Source organism: Janthinobacterium lyxosi, assembly GCF_051380665.1.
Taxonomy (GTDB): Bacteria; Pseudomonadota; Gammaproteobacteria; order Burkholderiales; family Burkholderiaceae_D; genus Janthinobacterium.
The window spans coordinates 1-16,358 of record NZ_JBNYXM010000045.1 but is presented as its reverse complement, the minus strand read 5'-3'; the positions used below and the strand labels follow the sequence as shown (position 1 = coordinate 16,358).

The window sequence follows — 16,358 nt, the reverse complement described above, 5'->3', positions numbered from 1 at the left end:
TGCGGGGCGGGGGCGTCAGTATATCAGTTCTGACATGCAATTTAGCGTGCGGGAGGGGGCGCTGCGGACGCGGCGCAACACAGTCGCGGCGCCGTGCCGGGCCAGGAAGGCAAAACAGGGAAGCAAAACCAGCATGCCTTGCCCCGCGCATTGGTGAGCACTTACTTTTTAATGATCTTCTGCAAGGTTTGCTCGACATAATCACCGTCTTCATCGGCGAACGTCACCTTCACGGGATACCATTCCAGCGACGGCGCCAGCCACAGGTCCACTTGCTGGCCCTTCTTGTCCGGCGGCGGCGCCTTGACCAGGTGCACGGCCTCCACCAAACCCTGGCCGGTGGCGACGGTCTCCTGCTTGACGACCTTGAAGGTCCACGGCTCGGCGTCGTGGCGGCCGGCAACGAAGAAGCTCCATTCCGAACCGGGCGTGAATTTCTCGGGGGCGGCGCGCGCCACGCTGACCAGTTGCCAGACGGTACTGTTGCGGTCCTGCTCGCCGCCTTTCAGCGGATAGCTGTCGTCACCTTCACTGAAGACGATGGTCTTGCTGTCGCGCTTGAACGTGGTCGTGGCCGCTTCCTTGCGGAAGCGTTTTTCCACGAACTGGACAGGCGCCAGGCCGTAATCGTCGACCGTGCCTTCGCTGCGCTGCTCGAGGATCTTGCCGAACAGGGCAGCCTTGGTTTCGGCCAGCAGCGAATACTTGCCATCGCCCACGCGCCAGTTGCTGACCGATTCTCCGGACAGCCCGATGCCGCGCTGCTTCGCCTTGATCGAATAGACGAGGTCTGCCGATGGCGCCAGCTTGTAGGGGCGCTTGATGGCGGGATGCTCCACGGGCGCGTCGGCCATGGCGGGAGACAAGGTGGCGGCCAGCAAGCTGGCGAGCAAAACGCGTTTCAATGTAGTCAAAGTAGTCATTTATTTTCCTGTAGCGTCATTGACGCGAATTTGGGTCACGGTTTGCGTGGTCAGCGCCCCGTTCGCTTCGGTATTGCGTATTTGTACCGGATACCATTGCATTGACGGCGCCAGCCAGATATCGAGCTGCGACGAATAGGTGCCGGGCTTCGGTGGCCGGCGCAAATGCCAGGTCACCAGGCGGCCCATTTTGGTGTCGAGTTCTTCCTCGCCCACCAGCTGAAAGCGGAACACGGTCGCTTCCTTTTCCTCGCCGACGAGGATATCGATATTGCCGGCCAGCTGGTTGACGTCGGCGCGGCCGATGGCGGCCAGCTGGAATGGCACGCTGGCCTTGTCCTGCGCCCCTTCCTGCCATGGCGCCGTGGCCGTCGAGGCTGAAAACGTGATGCTCCTGGCGTCGCGCTTGAAATGCGTCGCCGTTTGCGCGCGGCCCTTGCGTTTCTCCGTGGCCGTGACGGGCACGATGCCGCTGGCATCGATCATGCCCTCGCTGGTCAGCACCAGCAGGTTGATGCGCGTGATCAGCATGCTCAAACCCACTTCCAGTTTCAGCTGATACGTATCGCCCCGGTTTTCCCACGCCATCGCGGCCACGCCCTGCCACTTGGTGCCGTCGGCATCGCGCCGGTCCACATGCAAGTCGAACTGGGCCGAGGCAGGCGCATTCGTCTTGTAGTGCCGTGCCTGCTCGACGGCCGGTGGCGGCGCGCTGGCCGGCGCGGGCGCTGCTGCCACCGCTGGCGCGGGCGCCGTGATGGCCGGGGCAGCCACCGCTGCCGGCACGGATGTGGCCGGGCCTTCCGGCACGTCGCTGGCGGGCGCCGTCCACTGGGGCGCTTCGCTCGACGCCAGCTCCGTCGGTGGCGGCGGCGGTCTGGGCCTGGGCACGGGCAGCAGTTCGGGCGGCGGCGGTGGCGCCAGCACCGGCTGAGGCCTGGGGAGCTCGGCGATCAATGCCAGGCTGACCACCCGCGCATGATCCTGCCCCAGCGGCACCATGCTCGCATGCGAGGTGAGCCACTCCAGCGCCACGTAATGCAGTGCGCCGATGACCGCGACAAAGATGACGGTACGGCGGCGCGGTGGCGAAAAGAAGGAGTCAGACATCATAGGCCGTAGTGTAACGCTTTCACCCCGTTTCCCGCTTCTTGCCTGCGCTCAACTCCTGATGTTTTATGTAAGAAAATGTTGGCAGCGTTGCGTCAGTTGCAAGCTGATATCTGCTACGCTAGGGACATCCACCTACCAGGAGATTTCGCATGGCAAATCCGCAAATGCCCCAAATACCGGGCGCAGCAGTTGTGACCGATACCCTCGACTTCGTCAAGAACCTGTGGGGCAGCATGAGCGTGCCCGGCATGGGCATGCCAGGCATCACGGCGCCCACCATGTCGGTGGAAGAGCTGGACAAGAAAATCAGCGATCTGAAAGCCGTCGAAGCATGGCTGAACCTCAATACCAGCATGCTGCGCGGCAGTATCCAGGCGCTGGAAGTACAGCGCGGCACCATCGCCACCCTGAAATCCATGGGTGCTTCGCTGGCGGCGGCCATCACCCAGCCAGGCGCCAGCGAGAAAACCGTCTTTGAATCGGTGCCCTACGCTTCCGCTTTTTTCCAGCAGGCGACACCTGCGGCGCCGGCACCTGCGCCCGCACCGGAACCCGCTGCGGCGGCGCCCGACGATACCAGCAGCCAGGCGACAGCCCAGTTGGCCAATCCAAGTGCCTGGTGGAATTTGTTACAAGATCAGTTCAAGCAGGCCGTGTCGACGGCCATGTCGCCCGACGCCGCCAGCGCGGCAGCGGCCAGTTTGGGCGGTGGCGCCAAGGCCAAGCCAGCGGTCAGCAAGTCCGCCAAGCCGGCAGAAGCAGACACGGCAGCCAAGACCAAGGCCCCGCTGCGCAAGGCGCCGGCGAAGCGCGCGGCACCCAAGTCGAAAGCACCAGGCAAGGCCTGATGTTTCAAGCTGGCGATATGATCAGGCGATACGATGAATGCGGATCGCCTCGATCATGTTGTCGGCCTGGCGTTTTACGTCACCGATCGTGATCAGGCCTTCGTCGGCCAGCGCCTTGGCGTGCTCGTACGAAGACTGGAATGTTTCCAGCGTGTCTCCCTTGGCGGCGACCGGGCGTACCCAGGCAATACTGCCGACTTTCATTTTTTTGTACACTTCATTGACCACATCACGCATAGTTTCTTCCTTATTGTTGTAAAGCAACTCAAGCACGGGCGAACCCACGCTGGCCCCTAGTTTATCATCCAGCACGCTCGCGCACGGATTTTCCCCCTTTTTCCGGCGCCGGCGGCGCTTTTTCCGGCACCACGACGGCCACTTCCGGCCCGGGCGGCGGCGTCAGCTGCACCAGTTGCGCCATCAATTGCGCAAAGCGCTGCTGCCCTGGTGCAATTTTGTCTACATACAACAACACTTCCATGGCCTCGGCCGCCAATTCCGCCTGGTAGCCGCGCTGTTCCAGGAAAGACACGATGATTTGCGCGGAATTGAACAGGATGCGCAGGTTGTTGGGCAGTTTTTCGCGCGCCGCCCGCATCCAGGCGACCGCCTCGTTGAGCTTGTCCGTCTTCCACAGCAGCACGCCCTTGTTCATCAAGTCCGACGCTTCCTTGCGCGATGCGATGATCATGCTCGTGCCTTCGTCGCCCATCTTCGCCTTGTCGAAGATCTTTTGCACCTCGTCCTGCACCACCTGGTTGTCGTGGTTGTTCTTCACCACATAGCACAGCAGGCCGGCCGGCGCATCCTTCACGCCGACGGCGAACAGCAGGGTGGCCAGTTCCATACAGATACTTTTTTCGGGCCGCGCCGGGTCTTCCGACAGCATGGCTTCGAGTTCGTCGCCGCACTTGCGCGCGCGCCGGTAATCGCCCGTTTCGTGGTGCACCATGCCTTCCGTGATCTTCGCACGCAAGCCGATCTGCTCGGGCGGGAATTCGCGCTGCGCCAGCAGCAGCCACTGCAGCGCCTCCTTGGCATCCTTCTTCAAGCCGCACACGCGCGCCAGTCCCAGGTAGGCGTCGGGCGTCTTCATGACGGAAAATTCACCGATGGAAATACACTTGCGAAAAGCCTTTTCCGCCATGCTGACATTGCCAACTTTCAAGGCGGCCAGCCCCAGGTTGCGCTGGCGCGGCACGGAATTGGGCGACAGGCGTGCCGCCTTTTCCAGCACGCCGCAGGCTTCCTCGTGCTGGCCCATCAGCTGGTAGGCGACGGCCATCTGGTCGTAGGCGTCGATGTAATACTTGTTTTCGACGATCACGCCCTGGAAAATCTGCCGCGCCGCCTCGTGCTCGCCGTTATTCATGCGGATCTTGCCCAGGCCCGCCCTGGCCCAGCTGTAATCGCGCTCGGCCAGCACTTTTTCGTACACGGCACGGGCCTTTTCCGGCTCGCCGCTTTTCAGCAGCAGGGATGCCTTCATGCGCAGCAATTCCAGCTCGTGCAGCTTGTTGACCTCGATCTGCGCGTCGCACAATTTGGCCGCGCGCAAATAATCCTTTTCCATGCAAGCCTGGTCGATTTCGCGAAATACCTGCTTCTTGTGCCACACGCGGTTCAAACGCGTCAGCAGCACGCCTTCCGTGATGGGCTTGATCAGGTAGGCGTCGGGCTGGTGCTCGGCCGCGCCCATCACCGATTCCACGCTTTTCTCGGCCGACACCATCAACCACACGCTCGACGGCGCCGTCAGGTTGCGCACGCGCGTCTCTTCCAGCACTTGCTGGCCATTCTTGCCTTCGCCCAGGTTGTAATCGCACAGCACCACGTCGTAGCGCGTCTTGGCCAGCAGCTTCATGGCTTCGCCGCCGCTGGCCGCCTGGTCGATATGGCGCGCGCCCAGATTGCGCAAGGATTCACGCAGCAGGATGCGGATGCCGATGAAGTCATCGACCAGCAGATAATGCTTGTCGGCCCAGTCGGTGCTGCCCGCTTCGGCGGCGGTGGCGTGGCTATCTGTCGTCATGGCATCCTCGTTCAGGGCAGGCGCAGGATGAAACAGCCGCCGCCCAGCGCGCCGCCATTTTCCAGAGCAATGCTGCCGCTGCTGCCCCGGTGCTTGTGCATCTTCGCCACGACACTGGAAAAATACAGCCCCAGCCCCGTGCTGTTGGTGGAAAAGTTCACGCCGGCCGCCATGCCATGCATGGCCGCACTGCCCGCGTCGAGCAGCGCCTGCGAGTAGCCCTCGCCATTGTCTTCCACGCGCAGCTCCAGCAAGGCGTCCACCTGGCGCACCGACAGGCGGATCGTGTCCTTCGTGTAGCGGATGGCGTTGTTGATGGCATGCGCGAGCACGCCGATGACCAGGTCTTCATCCAGGGTCCAGATCAGCTCCGGCGGGCAGGCCGTCTCCAGGCGGATGCCTTTCGAGGCCAGCAGGATCTTTTCCTGGTCCACCACCTGATCGACCACCTGGCTCACCAGTTGCGGTTGCACATCGAAGGGGTAGCCGGGCTTGCCCACTTCCTTGTACAGCGCCAGCAGCTGGATCAGATTATCGTTCAGGCGCTTGGTCTGGTACAGCATCTGCGCCATCTGCAGGTAGGCGGGGTCGGCCTGCGGCGCGGGCTTGGCCTGCTCGGCCGCCAGCAAGGATTCCAGCGTGCCGCTGACCACGCTGATCGAGTTTTTCATGTCGTGCACGGTCGACGCCAGGAACAGGAAAAGCTCGGGCGAGCTGTGTTGATCTTCCACCGGATATCTCCTTGGGGCCGCAGCTTGAATATTGCCAAGGGTAAATTATACCGCCAGCATGCCGACGCCAGCCAGCCGCGCGCAAAGTCCGTGACATGACGCAACAATGCCACCCCTACCTGCGTAAGGGCGGCATTGGCTTGGCAAGCCGGCAAGGTCAGCGGCGCGCGCCCGCCAGGCGGCGCACTACCGCGATCAGCCGGTCGATTTCCTCATACGTGTTGTAGAAAGCGAAAGATGGCCGCACGGTCGCTTCCACGCCGAAGCGGCGCAAAATCGGCTGGGCGCAGTGGTGGCCCGAGCGCACGGCGATGCCCTCGTCGTTCAGGGCACGCCCCACTTCCGCCGGCTCATAGCCGGCCAGAACAAAAGAAGCCACGCTGGCCTTGTCCAGCGCCGTGCCGATCAGGCGCACGCCGGCAATCGCCTGCAGCTGGTGCGTCGCATATTCCAGCAGCGCGTGCTCGTAGGCGGCGATGTTATCCAGGCCGATGCGCTGCACGTAATCGATGGCCGCACCCAGGCCAACGGCATCGGCGATATTGCCCGTGCCCGCCTCGAAACGGTTCGGCACGCCCTGGTAGACGGTGCGCTCGAACGTGACGTCGGCGATCATGTTGCCGCCACCCTGCCACGGCGGCAATTGCTCCAGCAAGTCCGCCTTGCCATACACGGCGCCGATGCCCGTCGGACCAAATACCTTGTGGCCCGAGAATACATAGAAATCGGCGCCCAGCGCCTGCACGTCCACGCGCAGGTGCGACACGGCTTGCGCCCCATCGATCAGCACGCGCACGCCGGCCGCATGCGCCAGCGCGATGATCTGCGCCACGGGCGTCACCGTCCCCAGCGCATTCGACACCTGCGTCACGGACACCAGCTTGGTGCGCCCGTTGAGCAGCTTGCGGAATTCATCGAGGAGTATCTGGCCGCTGTCGTCGACGGGAATCACGCGTAGGGTCGCGCCCTTTTCCGCCGCCAGCTGCTGCCACGGCACGATATTCGCGTGGTGCTCGAGCTGCGAGACGATGATCTCGTCGCCGCTGCCGATGTACTTGCGCCCAAACGTATTGGCGACCAGGTTGATGCCTTCCGTGGCACCGCGCACGAAGATGATTTCATTGGCCGAGGCCGCGCCGAGGAAGTTCGCCACCTTGGCGCGCGCCGCCTCATACGCATCGCTGGCGCGCGCCGCCAGTGCGTGGGCCGCGCGGTGGATGTTCGAATTCTCGTGCGCATAGAAATACGCCACCCGGTCGATCACCGACTGCGGCTTGTGCGTGGTGGCCGCGTTGTCGAACCAGGCCAGCGGCTTGCCGTTGACCCGTTCGGCCAGCACGGGAAAATCGCGCCGCACGGCGTGCACGTCGAACGGCGCCGGCGTCTGGCGGTGGCCGGGCTGCGTCGCGGAGGGCAGCTCGGTCTGAAAATAGAACGCGGGCTGGCTGTTAGCCGGCGATACCGGCAACTGACGCGCGGGCGCCTGCTGCGGCGTGACAAACAGTCCCCGCAAATCGTCGGGAGCGGCTTGCCCTTGTCCCTGGCGTGCCAGGCCATCGAGCTTGCCGTTCGACACGGGATAGCCATGCGCGCCGCCGACAAAATAGTAGGGCGAAGGCGCACTCAGGGCGGACAGGCGTGGCGTCGGCAGGGAGGCAGGCGCCGGTGCTATCGGCGACTCCAGGGGCACCGTCACGGGCGGCACTTGCGCCGTCGCCACGCCGGGGGCGATGGCGGCGAACGAAGGACCGGGCTGCGGCGGAGGACGGTTGGCATAGCGGGGCGCTGCATCGAGCACGCTGCCGGAACCGCCGAGACTGGGAGACTTGTCCAACGCAGGGGGCAACCCCGGCAAACGCGCGAAAAACTCGCCCGCCAGGCGGTTCAGGGTCGCTTCGTCGGGCAAGAGGGACGACGGCGCCAGGGCCGCCGCGCCATCACTTGTAGGTGTCTGGGTAGTCATGGTATTTACCGATCTCGACGTCTTCCAGTACGGCCAGCGCATCGTCGGTCAGCACGGCCAGCGAGCAATACAGCGAAATCAGGTAGGACGAAATCGCGTGGCGGTTGATGCCCATGAAACGCACGGACAGGCCCGGGCTTTGCTCGCCCGCCAGACCAGGCTGGAACAGGCCGATCACGCCCTGGCGCTGTTCGCCCGCGCGCAGCAGGATAATTTTCGTCTTGCCGTCTTCGATGGGCAGTTTGTCGGACGGCACCAGCGGCACGCCGCGCCACGTCAAAAACTGCGAACCGAACAGGCTGACGGTCGGTGGCGGCACGCCGCGGCGCGTGCATTCACGGCCGAAGGCGGCAATGGCCAGCGGGTGCGCCAGGAAAAAGCCCGGCTCCTTCCATACTTTCGTCAGCAGTTCGTCGAGGTCGTCCGGCGTGGGCGCCCCCGTCAGGGTGAAGATGCGCTGGTCGTCGTGCACGCTGGCCAGCAGGCCGTAATCGGGATTGTTGATCAATTCGCTTTCCTGGCGCTCCTTGATCGTCTCGATGGTCAGGCGCAGCTGCTCCTTGATCTGGTCGTGCGGGCTGCTGTACAGGTCCGACACGCGCGTGTGCACGTCGAGCACCGTGCTGACGGCATTGAGAAAATATTCGCGCGGCTGGTCATCGTAGTCGACGAAAGTTTGCGGCAGTTCCGACTCGTCGCGCTGCGAGCAGGCCACGCGCACATCCTTCGGGTTTTTCACGCGGTTCAGGCGGTAGATACCCGCTTCCACGGGCAGCCATTGCAGCAGGTGCACCAGCCAGCGCGGCGTGATCGTGGATAACTGGGGGACGCTCTTGCTTGCATTGGCCAGCTGGCGCGCGGCGTTATCGCCCAGCGCGAACTGGCTCTCTGTTGCTTCTGCCATGACTACTCCTGATGAGAAAAGTGAATATGCTTATCTGAAAAACGAATAAAGTATCGAACGTCTCCCCTTTTCTCTCAACATGCTATCGCCACCAAAACAGCTTTTAATCACCCCGTTTAATCCACCAGCTCCGGTTCGCAGCGGGCCATCAATCCCGCCAGGCCGATACCCAGCGCGCCGGCCAGTTTTTCCACCGTCAGCAGCGACGGCGTGGCGGCGCCCCGTTCGATTTCGCCGATGAACGAGCGGTTCAAGTCTGCCGCTTCGGCCAGACGCTCCTGCGACCAGCCATGCCCTTCACGCAACTGGCGCACAGCCAGTCCAAACTGTTTGATCAACATGCTGTCCTCATGGGTGATGGGCAAAGGCGGGGTGGGATGGCGCCGGCAACTCCGCTGCCTCCTGCTGGTTGTGCGCTTGCGTGACATGGCTGCCCGGCGCCACGCTACGGGTCAGCCAGACATTGCCACCGATGACGGAACCCTGGCCGATGGTCACCCGTCCCAGGATCGTCGCACCTGCGTAGATGACCACGTCGTCCTGCACGATGGGATGGCGCGCCAGTCCCTTTTTCAGCACGCCGTCGGCGCCGGCGGGAAAGCGCTTGGCGCCCAAGGTGACGGCTTGATAAATGCGCACCCTTTCGCCGATGATGGCCGTCTCGCCGATCACCACGCCCGTGCCATGGTCGATGAAAAATCTGCTGCCGATGATGGCGCCCGGGTGGATATCGATGCCTGTCTGCGAATGGGCCACTTCGGCGATGATGCGCGCCACCAGCGGCGCGCCCAGTGCATACAAGGTGTGCGCCAGGCGGTAGTGGATGATGGCCAGGATGCCCGGATAGCACAGCAGCACTTCATCAACGCTGTGCGCGGCCGGGTCCCCATGGAAGGCGGCCGCCACGTCCGTGTCTAGCTGGGCGCGGATGCGCGGCAGCGCTCGGGCGAAGCGCTGCACGATGGCCAGCGCCTGCTGTTCGATGGAGACCGTCTGCTGCAAGCCGTGCTGGCGCGCGTGGTAACTGAGTTCGCGCCGCACCTGTTCGTGCAAGCCCGTCAAGGTCGTGTCGAGCGTGTGGCCGACAAAGAAATCCTCGCTCTCCTGCTGCAGGTCGAGGGGGCCCAGGCGCATGGGGAACAGGGCCGCGCACAGGGCGCCGACGATGTCGCGCAAATGCTGGCGCGACGGGAATTCGCGCGCGCCGCACTCTTGATTGCTGGCCAATCCTTCGCGCCACTGCGCGCGCACGGCGCGCAATTCATCGACGATCTGGTGCAGTTCCCATTGCGGCTGCGCGGCAAGGGAGGCAGAGGGAAGGGCTCGCTGATTCATGGTGGTCCCGGGAAGAGAGTTAATCTTGCAGCCAAGGCAGCGCATGCCAGCGCCAGCCGCCGCTATGGCCACGCTGTTGCTGGGCGTCGAGATCGCCCTCGAAGCCTTGCGCGATATTGAAGACGTGCGTGAAACCGGCCTTGGCGGCCGCTTCGGCGGCCAGGGCCGAGCGCTTGCCGCTACGGCACAGCAGCACCACGACGGCATCCTTGCCGCCCGCCTTCGCTTCCAGTTCACGCGTAAAGCGGGGATTGCGGTGCATGGCCGTGCCGGTCGCCCACGCCACGTGCAGCGAGGCCGGCACGTAGCCGACGAAGGTGCGTTCCTCGTTGGTGCGCACGTCGACCAGCACGGCTTTGCCAGCCTGCACCAGCTGCCACGCGTCCTGCGCGCTGACGATGCCCGCATACGGCAAGCCTTGCGCCTGCACCTGGGCGCGCGCGAGATGGAGTACTTCGTCAAAAGCCGCCTCGCCGTGCGCGGCGCGGGGATCGAAAATCAGTTCTGCAGCAGCCATCTGTCCACCTCTTTATTCCGTCGTCAAAAACCAGCACGAGTCCACTGTAGCGAACTTATGTTGTTCGGAAAACAAATTAAAAAGAGTTTGGAAAGCTGAAAAACGTATATGGGGTCAGTTCCTTTGGAATCGGAATATGCCCCATTGGGGCATATTCCCCCTGAGGGTCCGACCCCGGAATTTGCCTCTGGGTGTCATCAGGAAGCGCGACGGCGCTCGCGAAACAGAAACCGCGCTGGATCGAGTGCAGCAGCCAATTGTGCCTCGACAGGCAACGGCTCGCCCTCCAGCTGGCAAGCCAGCAGCTCGGCCGCCAGCGGCGCCCAGATCAGGCCGCGCGAGGCGTAACCGAGCAAGCCAAACAGGCCGGGCCAGCGCGGCACGTCGCGCAAGCGTTCGCAGCGGCCCGGCACGCCCGGGTCGGGCAAGGCGCCCGCCAGTGGCAGGCGATCCGGCGCCATGCAGCGAAAGCCCGTGCGCCCGGCCAGCGGCGCGTCAAACGCAGGCACATCAAGGATAGCGGCGATCTTGTGGATATTGTCGAGCTGGCTCGATGCGCGCACCTCGGCATCCGCGTCCGCATCGTAGCTGGCGCCCACGCACACGATGCCCTGGTGCGCCGGCGTCATGTAGGCTTCGCGGCAAACGACGAACGGCAAGGAGGGCAGACTGCCTTCGACCAGGTGCGTGACCTGGCCGCGCACGGCGTCCAGCGGCAGGCCGGCCGCCTGTTCGAAATCGACGGCACCCGTGCCTGCCGCCAGGATGACGGTGGGTGCCGCCGCGATCAGGGCACCGTCCGCATCGCGCACCAGCCACTCCTCATCGCCGCGCTCCAGACGCAGGGCACTGCTGGAAAAGCGCCGCGTGAGCAAGGCGCCGCAGGCGTCCAGCATGGCCGCGCAAACGGAAGACGGTCGTGCCCAACCGCCCTGCTCGAACCACCAGGCGCCATCGGGCGCCGGCGCGCCCAGCATGGCGCTCGCCTCGGGCGCTTCGAGCCAGCGGGCGAATTCGCGCGGATACAGGCCACTGGCGGCGATCTGCCGCTGCACCTGCGCATGCGCGCCGTCGCGCGCCAGGTGCAGCACGCCGCTTTGCACACCCTCGATGGCGGCGCCGATGCCGCCCAGGTCTTTCCAGCGGCTCAGCGAGTACAGGTAGGCGGCGCGCACCAGGCGCGTGGCGATATTGTCATCCTTCGACATCAGCGGCATGAAGATGCCGGCCAGGTTGCCCGACGCTTCGCTGGCCGGCTGCGCGTGGCGCTCGACCAGGGTCACCTTCCAGCCGCGCGCGGCCAGCCGTTCGCAGGCGGCCGCGCCGGCCACGCCCGCGCCGATGACGATGGCGCGCCGCTCGGGCGCTACGGCAGCCACGTGCTCTGCGCGCCGCGCATAAAACACGGCGCGCAATCGGCTCTCGTCAAAAACAAAGCCGTTTTTTTGCAACTCCGCGCGCTGCGCCTCGTCCAGGTGCACGGCCTGCAGGCGGGCGCCGTCCATCATCAGGCGCGTCAGCGCCGTCACGGCGGCAGGTACCCACGCCAGCAGCACTTCATCGATGCGTGCCGATATCTGCGCCAGGCAGGCATCGGGCTCGCCGATCAGCACATCGAGGGTAAGCAAGCCATCGCGCGAAACCATGCGGTGCAAGCCAGGCACGCAGGGCGGCCATTGCGCGCGCCACTCATCGGGTAAGTGGCTGGCGTCGACGGGGCGCGGCGCCAGCGCGATGTAATGCAGGCGCCGACCGCCATGCGCCGCGCAGGCGGCACGCAAGCGGGCGCCGTCAAAATCCGTGTCGAGCAGGACCAGCGAGCGGCGCATCAATGCCCCGTGCGGCAAAAGCAGGTGGGCGCATGGTCGTTGACCATGCCGATGCCCTGCATGTAGGCGTAGATGATGGTCGAGCCGACGAACTTGAAACCACGCTTGAGCAAGTCTTTCGACAGTTTGTCGGACAAGGCCGTCTTGGCGGGAAAGGCGCCGGGCTGCCAACTGTTGACGATAGGCTGGCCATCGACATACGCCCACAGGAAGCTGTCCAGGGTCTGACCTTCCGCGCGCAGGCGCAGGTAAGCTTGCGCATTCGTGATGGCTGCCGCCACCTTCAGGCGGTTGCGCACGATGCCAGGATCAAGCAGCAGCTGCGCCACCTTCTCCGGGCCATACGCGGCGATCTTTTCCGCATCCCAGCCGTCAAAGGCTGCACGGTAGGTGTCGCGCTTGTTGAGGATGGTTTCCCAGCTCAGGCCAGCCTGCGCCCCTTCCAGGTTCAGCATCTCGAACAGCCGGCGTTCGTCGTGGCAGGACACGCCCCACTCCGTATCGTGGTAAGCGAGATAGCGGGGATTGGCCGGATTGGCCCAGGAGCAGCGGATAGTGGTCATGGTCGTGTTCTTCATGTGCGGGCAACCACCAGTATAGTTTATCGGCCGCGCAGGATGCGTCCCAGTTCCAGCAGGCCGTGCTGCATCTCTGCCGGGGGAATGGCGGCAAAGCCCAGCAGCAGCCCTGGCGGCGTGGCGCACTCCGGGCCGGCCGCCGGATCGGCGTAGTGGCCCAGCGGACGCAGTTCGATGCCCCGGTCCAGCCCTGCGCGCGACACCGTTTCTTCATCGTGGCCGCCGCGAAAATACGCGCACAGTTCCAGGCCGCTGTCGGCCGGCCCGAACATGAGCTGGTCGTCGAGTTCGCGCGCAATCCCCCGCACCAGCTGGTCGCGCCGTTCGGCATTGCTGTCGCGCGTGCGGCGGATATGCCGGCCAAAGTGTCCCTCGGCGATGAAGTCGGCCAGCGCCATCTGCGGCACGATGGCCGTGTGCCGGTCCATCACGGCCTTGGCCTGCACCAGCGCCTCGGCCAGCGCGGGCGGGGCCACCATGTAACCGAGGCGCAGGCCGGGGAACAGTACTTTTGACAGGGTGCCCACGTAGACCACGCAGCCGGCCCGGTCCAGACTTTGCAGGGACGCCAACGGCGCGCCCGCGTAGCGGTATTCGCTGTCGTAATCGTCTTCCACCAGCCAGGCCTTGTTGTGCGCGGCCCAGGCCAGCAAGGCCAGGCGGCGGGGCAAACTCATGCTCACGCCCAGCGGCATCTGGTGCGACGGCGTCACGTACGCCAGCTTCGCCTGCGGACAGTGCGCCACGCCATATGCCACGTCCAGCCCCTGCGCATCGACGGGCACGGGAAAGACACGCGCGCCGGCCGCGCGCAGCGGGCCGCTGGCGCCCCGGTAGCCGGGCGACTCCATCCAGGCCGCATCGCCCGGCGCCAGCAGGATGGTCGACAGCAAAAACAGCGCCTGCTGCGAGCCCGAGGTGATGACGATCTGCTGCGGCGTGCACTGGACGCCGCGCGAGGCCTTCAGGTACACGCACAGCAGTTCGCGCAACGGCAGGTAGCCGGCCGGGTCGCTGTAGCCAAACTGGTGGTCGGGGCGGCGCCAGCGCCGCGCTTCCAGGCGGTTCCACACGTCGAAGGGGAAATGGTCGATGCGCGGCATGCCGACGCGAAAAGCGCGCAGCGGCCCCCGGTGGAACGCCACCTGGCGCATGGCCGCCACCACGCCTTGCCCGCGCGCCGACAGCGGCCGCAGCAGGCCGGGCGCATCCAGCTTGCCGGCCGGCGCGACCATGGGTACGGGCAACGGAACGTCGCGGCTGACAAAGGTGCCGCGCCCCACGGCGCCATCGAGATAACCTTCGGCCGCCAGCTGCGCATACGCATTGAGCACCGTCTGGCGCGACACGGCCAGCAGGCGGCAAAAATCGCGCGTGGGCGGCAGCTGCATGCCGGGACTCATGCGACCATCGAGGATGGCGGCCCTGATGGCCGCATACAGCTGGCGAAACAGCGGCTCGATGGCGCCGCGCTGCAGCGGCAAGGCGGCGATGATCTGGTTCAGGTGGGAAGCTGGCATGGTAGCGCTCTTGAATTGGTAGCTTCAAGATAGCACTTATTGGCTGTTTTAAATAGCCAAGACTGGCGCTAAGATGGCGCATCCCCTCTTACTCCCGTGGAGCACCCATGCATCAGTTTTTCGCCACCGTGGCCTGGCAGCGCGACGGCCAGGATTTCGCCGGCCAGCGCTACAGCCGTGGCCATACATGGCAATTCGACGGCGGCTTGCACGTGCCCGCCTCGTCGTCGCCCTTGTCCGTGCCGCTGCCCATGTCAGTGGCAGAAAATATCGACCCGGAAGAAGCGCTGGTGGCCGCCACGTCGAGCTGCCACATGCTGTTCTTCCTGTCGCTGGCAGCGCAGCGCGGCTACGTCATCGACGAGTACCGCGACGACGCCGTCGGCGAACTGGGGAAAAATGCTGCGGGCCGCCCGGCTATGACGCGCATCGTGCTGCGCCCGCGCATCGCCTTCGCGGGAACGCCGCCCTCGCCCGAGGCGCTGGCCGCCCTGCACCACGACGCGCACGAGCGCTGCTACATCGCCAATTCGCTCACGGCCGATGTGGTGGTGGCAGGAGCAGCCTAGATGTACACGCCTGCCACCTTCCGCGAAGAGCGCCTTGAGGTGCTGCATGGCCTGATCGACGCGCACCCGCTGGGCGCGCTGGTGCGCCATGGCGAGGATGGTTTATGCGCCGATCATCTGCCATTCGAGATTGCCCCACCCACGCCGGAAGCGCCATTCGGCATCCTGCGCGCCCACGTGGCGCGCGCCAATCCGCTGTGGCGCGGCGCTGGCGAAAACGATGCATGCATGGTGATTTTCCAGGGCCCGCACGCCTACATCACGCCCGCCTGGTATGCGGAAAAGCAGCGCAGCGGCAAGGAAGTACCGACCTTCAATTACGCGGTCGTGCACGCCCACGGCTCACTGCGCGCCATCCATGACGCGGCATGGCTGATGGACTTGCTGGAGCGGTTGACGGCGCGCCACGAGGCTAGCCAGGCGATGCCGTGGACAATCGCCGATGCACCGGCCGACTACATCGACAAGCTATTGAAAGCCATCGTCGGCATCGAAATCCCCCTCACGCGCCTGACGGGAAAATGGAAGCTGGGCCAGAACCGCAGCATGCAAGACCAGGCCAGCATGGCGCATGGCCTGGCGCTGGGCAATCAGCCCGGCGCGGCCCGGGCGCTGGGCGCGCTGATCGCCGCCAACGTCACGCCAGCCAGCTGACGGCCGCCGAAAACGTCAGGAACGACAGCGCCGTCGAGACCAGGATGATGCGGGCGATGCGCGCCGTGTTCGCCCCGGAACGCTCGGACAGCAGCGAGACATTGCTGGCGCTGGGCAGGCAAGCCACCAGCACCATGCAGATCAGCGCGAACGGATCGAGCGGCACGCCCAGTGCGATGGCCGCTCGGCCGATGCCCCACACCAGCAGCAGATGCAGATGCAACAGCAGCTTTTTCAGCGCCACCGGCACATAGTCGCGCATCGGCGCCGGGTCGCTGGTGCTCATTTGCGAACGGGCCAGCACGTCGCCGATGGTAAACCGGGCAACAGGAGAGGCGGCCGCCAGCAAGCCCACCGTCTGCGTCAGCGGTTTCGGCATGGCCAGCTCCAGCCACGACGACAGGGCGCCGAGCACAATCGCCCACGGCATCGGGTTGCCCGCCATGCCTTTCAAGGCATTCTGGCATCGAGCAGCTGCGCGATGGGCGTGGCGGTGCCGAAGCGGTACAGCATGCAGGGCAGCGCGAAGTACAGGACAAAACTGTTCAAGCCGCCGATGGCGACCAGCGGCTATAGCCTGCGCCGCACGGCCAGGTAGCCGCACAGCACCAGGGCGAAGAAAGGAAAGGTGATGGCGGGGATGGTCAGCATGGAGCGCCATTGTAGCGCGCTGCGCTGCGCCGCCGCAGGGCGATCGGGTAGGAGGCGGGGTTGCCCCCGCCGTCCTCCCACAACACCGGACGTACGGATCACGTATCCGGCGTTTCCTGACTACTGGGTTGCCCCAGCGAGCTTGGTTTCGTGCGTCGTGTCGCCTGTCGGTCTGCAAGCACCTCGGTTAC

Annotated in this window: 16 protein-coding genes and 1 pseudogene; 3 read left to right on the top strand and 14 right to left on the bottom strand. The window is 65.0% G+C overall.

All coding sequences use genetic code 11. From position 1 onward, the window contains the following. Positions 1-161: 161 nt before the first annotated feature. Both ACQ4WP_RS27175 and ACQ4WP_RS27170 read right to left on the bottom strand, forming a co-directional pair. Positions 162-923 (bottom strand): DUF3108 domain-containing protein, encoded by a 762-nt coding sequence (locus ACQ4WP_RS27175; protein WP_436526110.1) that lies wholly within the window; start codon positions 921-923, stop codon positions 162-164. After that, the gene (locus ACQ4WP_RS27170; protein ID WP_436526108.1) at positions 924-2,036 is read right to left on the bottom strand and encodes a DUF3108 domain-containing protein; all 1,113 of its coding nucleotides are present in this window, start codon (positions 2,034-2,036) and stop codon (positions 924-926) included. 149 nt (positions 2,037-2,185) lie between these two features. Here ACQ4WP_RS27170 and ACQ4WP_RS27165 point away from each other — a divergent pair, with 149 nt between their 5' ends. Then, the gene (locus ACQ4WP_RS27165) at positions 2,186-2,884 is read left to right on the top strand and encodes a PhaM family polyhydroxyalkanoate granule multifunctional regulatory protein (protein WP_436526106.1); all 699 of its coding nucleotides are present in this window, start codon (positions 2,186-2,188) and stop codon (positions 2,882-2,884) included. Between the two features lie 21 nt (positions 2,885-2,905). On the opposite strand, the gene ACQ4WP_RS27160 is transcribed toward ACQ4WP_RS27165, so the two are convergent. The 11 genes from ACQ4WP_RS27160 to pdxR form a co-directional block, all read right to left on the bottom strand. Further along, positions 2,906-3,196, bottom strand: coding sequence for a hypothetical protein (locus ACQ4WP_RS27160; protein WP_244517498.1), 291 nt, complete (start codon positions 3,194-3,196; stop codon positions 2,906-2,908). Then, the gene (locus ACQ4WP_RS27155) at positions 3,186-4,916 is read right to left on the bottom strand and encodes a response regulator (protein ID WP_436526104.1); all 1,731 of its coding nucleotides are present in this window, start codon (positions 4,914-4,916) and stop codon (positions 3,186-3,188) included. The genes ACQ4WP_RS27160 and ACQ4WP_RS27155 overlap by 11 nt, the downstream gene beginning before the upstream one ends. Before the next feature lie 11 nt (positions 4,917-4,927). Beyond that, positions 4,928-5,647, bottom strand: coding sequence for a sensor histidine kinase (locus ACQ4WP_RS27150; RefSeq protein WP_436526102.1), 720 nt, complete (start codon positions 5,645-5,647; stop codon positions 4,928-4,930). A 157-nt stretch (positions 5,648-5,804) separates the two neighbouring features. Beyond that, entirely contained in the window at positions 5,805-7,610 is a 1,806-nt protein-coding gene (locus tag ACQ4WP_RS27145; protein ID WP_436526100.1) for a family 2A encapsulin nanocompartment cargo protein cysteine desulfurase, read from the bottom strand. After that, the gene (locus tag ACQ4WP_RS27140; protein ID WP_034753448.1) at positions 7,585-8,514 is read right to left on the bottom strand and encodes a family 2A encapsulin nanocompartment shell protein; all 930 of its coding nucleotides are present in this window, start codon (positions 8,512-8,514) and stop codon (positions 7,585-7,587) included. The genes ACQ4WP_RS27145 and ACQ4WP_RS27140 overlap by 26 nt, the downstream gene beginning before the upstream one ends. 116 nt (positions 8,515-8,630) lie before the next feature. Beyond that, on the bottom strand, positions 8,631-8,855 hold the full coding sequence (locus ACQ4WP_RS27135) for a helix-turn-helix domain-containing protein (RefSeq protein ID WP_034784364.1): 225 nt from the start codon (positions 8,853-8,855) through the stop codon (positions 8,631-8,633). A 7-nt stretch (positions 8,856-8,862) separates the two neighbouring features. Beyond that, complete coding sequence (gene epsC / locus ACQ4WP_RS27130) at positions 8,863-9,849, bottom strand: serine O-acetyltransferase EpsC (protein WP_436526098.1); 987 nt, start codon at positions 9,847-9,849, stop codon at positions 8,863-8,865. Between the two features lie 19 nt (positions 9,850-9,868). Beyond that, positions 9,869-10,366, bottom strand: coding sequence for a rhodanese-like domain-containing protein (locus tag ACQ4WP_RS27125; protein ID WP_436526096.1), 498 nt, complete (start codon positions 10,364-10,366; stop codon positions 9,869-9,871). A gap of 197 nt (positions 10,367-10,563) precedes the next feature. After that, on the bottom strand, positions 10,564-12,195 hold the full coding sequence (gene mnmC1, locus ACQ4WP_RS27120) for an FAD-dependent 5-carboxymethylaminomethyl-2-thiouridine(34) oxidoreductase MnmC1 (RefSeq protein WP_436526094.1): 1,632 nt from the start codon (positions 12,193-12,195) through the stop codon (positions 10,564-10,566). Beyond that, positions 12,195-12,758: a DNA-3-methyladenine glycosylase I gene (locus ACQ4WP_RS27115; protein ID WP_436526092.1), complete on the bottom strand. Its 564-nt coding sequence runs from the start codon at positions 12,756-12,758 to the stop codon at positions 12,195-12,197. The genes mnmC1 and ACQ4WP_RS27115 overlap by 1 nt, the downstream gene beginning before the upstream one ends. 38 nt (positions 12,759-12,796) lie before the next feature. After that, positions 12,797-14,293, bottom strand: coding sequence for a MocR-like pyridoxine biosynthesis transcription factor PdxR (gene pdxR, locus ACQ4WP_RS27110; protein ID WP_436526090.1), 1,497 nt, complete (start codon positions 14,291-14,293; stop codon positions 12,797-12,799). Positions 14,294-14,400: 107 nt separating this feature from the next. Between pdxR and ACQ4WP_RS27105 the strand changes: the two genes are divergently transcribed. Both ACQ4WP_RS27105 and ACQ4WP_RS27100 read left to right on the top strand, forming a co-directional pair. After that, positions 14,401-14,862, top strand: coding sequence for an OsmC family protein (locus ACQ4WP_RS27105; RefSeq protein WP_436526088.1), 462 nt, complete (start codon positions 14,401-14,403; stop codon positions 14,860-14,862). Beyond that, on the top strand, positions 14,863-15,516 hold the full coding sequence (locus tag ACQ4WP_RS27100) for an FMN-binding negative transcriptional regulator (RefSeq protein ID WP_436526086.1): 654 nt from the start codon (positions 14,863-14,865) through the stop codon (positions 15,514-15,516). It begins immediately after the preceding gene. Here ACQ4WP_RS27100 and ACQ4WP_RS27095 read toward each other — a convergent pair. Further along, positions 15,500-16,167, bottom strand: a pseudogene (locus ACQ4WP_RS27095) (AEC family transporter). The gene ACQ4WP_RS27100 and the pseudogene ACQ4WP_RS27095 sit on opposite strands and share 17 nt — an antisense overlap. Between the last annotated feature and the right edge of the window lie 191 nt (positions 16,168-16,358).

Excerpts from the sequence above, each read along its gene's own strand:
- ACQ4WP_RS27175 (WP_436526110.1), bottom strand. The coding sequence starts at position 923 with ATGACTACTTTGACTACATTGAAACGCGTTTTGCTCGCCAGCTTGCTG.
- ACQ4WP_RS27170 (WP_436526108.1), bottom strand. The coding sequence starts at position 2,036 with ATGATGTCTGACTCCTTCTTTTCGCCACCGCGCCGCCGTACCGTCATC.
- ACQ4WP_RS27165 (WP_436526106.1), top strand. The coding sequence starts at position 2,186 with ATGGCAAATCCGCAAATGCCCCAAATACCGGGCGCAGCAGTTGTGACC.
- ACQ4WP_RS27155 (WP_436526104.1), bottom strand. The coding sequence starts at position 4,916 with ATGACGACAGATAGCCACGCCACCGCCGCCGAAGCGGGCAGCACCGAC.
- ACQ4WP_RS27145 (WP_436526100.1), bottom strand. The coding sequence starts at position 7,610 with ATGACTACCCAGACACCTACAAGTGATGGCGCGGCGGCCCTGGCGCCG.
- ACQ4WP_RS27140 (WP_034753448.1), bottom strand. The coding sequence starts at position 8,514 with ATGGCAGAAGCAACAGAGAGCCAGTTCGCGCTGGGCGATAACGCCGCG.
- ACQ4WP_RS27135 (WP_034784364.1), bottom strand. The coding sequence starts at position 8,855 with ATGTTGATCAAACAGTTTGGACTGGCTGTGCGCCAGTTGCGTGAAGGG.
- epsC (WP_436526098.1), bottom strand. The coding sequence starts at position 9,849 with ATGAATCAGCGAGCCCTTCCCTCTGCCTCCCTTGCCGCGCAGCCGCAA.
- ACQ4WP_RS27125 (WP_436526096.1), bottom strand. The coding sequence starts at position 10,366 with ATGGCTGCTGCAGAACTGATTTTCGATCCCCGCGCCGCGCACGGCGAG.
- mnmC1 (WP_436526094.1), bottom strand. The coding sequence starts at position 12,195 with ATGCGCCGCTCGCTGGTCCTGCTCGACACGGATTTTGACGGCGCCCGC.
- ACQ4WP_RS27115 (WP_436526092.1), bottom strand. The coding sequence starts at position 12,758 with ATGACCACTATCCGCTGCTCCTGGGCCAATCCGGCCAATCCCCGCTAT.
- pdxR (WP_436526090.1), bottom strand. The coding sequence starts at position 14,293 with ATGCCAGCTTCCCACCTGAACCAGATCATCGCCGCCTTGCCGCTGCAG.
- ACQ4WP_RS27105 (WP_436526088.1), top strand. The coding sequence starts at position 14,401 with ATGCATCAGTTTTTCGCCACCGTGGCCTGGCAGCGCGACGGCCAGGAT.
- ACQ4WP_RS27100 (WP_436526086.1), top strand. The coding sequence starts at position 14,863 with ATGTACACGCCTGCCACCTTCCGCGAAGAGCGCCTTGAGGTGCTGCAT.